Origin of the sequence: Microbacterium sp. K35 (genome assembly GCF_004794375.1) — a bacterium.
In the GTDB taxonomy this organism is placed as follows: domain Bacteria; phylum Actinomycetota; class Actinomycetes; order Actinomycetales; family Microbacteriaceae; genus Microbacterium; species Microbacterium sufflavum.
Genome location: NZ_SSDM01000143.1, coordinates 1 through 1,060 on the forward strand (window position 1 = coordinate 1; position 1,060 = coordinate 1,060).

Below are 1,060 nucleotides of genomic sequence, written 5' to 3' on the forward strand. Positions count from 1 at the left end.
CCGCCACCTCGCGAGCTCCCGGTGCGAAGACCAGCACGTCGGCGGTCGGATCGTCGCGGGTCAGGTCGCACGCGGCGGAGACGGTGGTGCGGGCGACGTGATCCAGGAACCCCCACGTCACCCCGCGCTCGTCGAGCCGCGGGCCCGGGCTCGGCGCCCAGCGCTCGGTGAGCGGAAAGGCGGGCACCGCGTGCTCGACGACGGCAGCCGGACGCTCGTCTGTGCCGATGACGCCGGCGATGCGGGCGGCGTCGAGGGTCGCGGACATCGCGACGAGCGTCAGGTCGTCGCGCAGCTGCCGCACCTCCGACAGCAGCCCGATCAGCAGGTCGGTCTCGAGAGCTCGCTCGTGCACCTCGTCGATGATCACGGCGTCAACGCCGTCCAGGCCCGGGTCGTCGAGCAGCCGCCGCAGCAGCACCCCGGCCGTGACGAACTCGACCCGGGTCGACGGTCCGACGGAGCGCTCGCCGCGCACGGTGAATCCCACGCGCTCGCCCAGGGCCGAGCCGTCGAGCTGCGCGAGTCGTCGGGCCGCTGCTCGTGCCGCCACGCGGCGGGGTTGCGTCACGATCACGCGGCCGGGAACGCGAGAGGCGAGCAGGGGCGGGACGAGTGTGGTCTTGCCCGTGCCGGGCGGAGCGCTCACCACGACCGCCCTGTCGACGTCGAGAGCCGCAGCGACGTCGGGGAGGGCGGCCGCGAACGAGAGCCCAGCGCCGATCGCGGCGAGGTCGAAGGCGGCGGACGTCATCGCCCCAGTCTGCCGGTTCACGACGTGTCCCCTCCTGCGCCGCCGGCCTCCGATCCGGCCCTCAGCCCACCCGAGACTCAGGAATCGAGGAGTCGTGAACGTCGCCGGACGCAGACAGCGGATGCCGCGACCCGGTGGGCCGCGGCATCCGCTGTCTTGTCGCGCCTACTCCGCGGTGGCAATCGCGCTCACTCCGCGGTGGCTGTCGCGCTCACGCCACTGTCCTGTCGCGCTTACTCCGCGGCGGCTGCCGGGGGCGCGGGGGGCGGCGGTGTGGTCGGGGCGGGCGTACGCGGCGCCGACGCG

Annotated in this window: 1 protein-coding gene; it reads right to left on the reverse strand. The window is 74.5% G+C overall.

All coding sequences use genetic code 11. The features are described 5' to 3' along the window. The coding region (locus DW299_RS04890; protein ID WP_136035904.1) for a DEAD/DEAH box helicase at nucleotides 1–754 on the reverse strand (754 nt) is incomplete at its 3' end. Nucleotides 755–1,060: the final 306 nt, after the last annotated feature.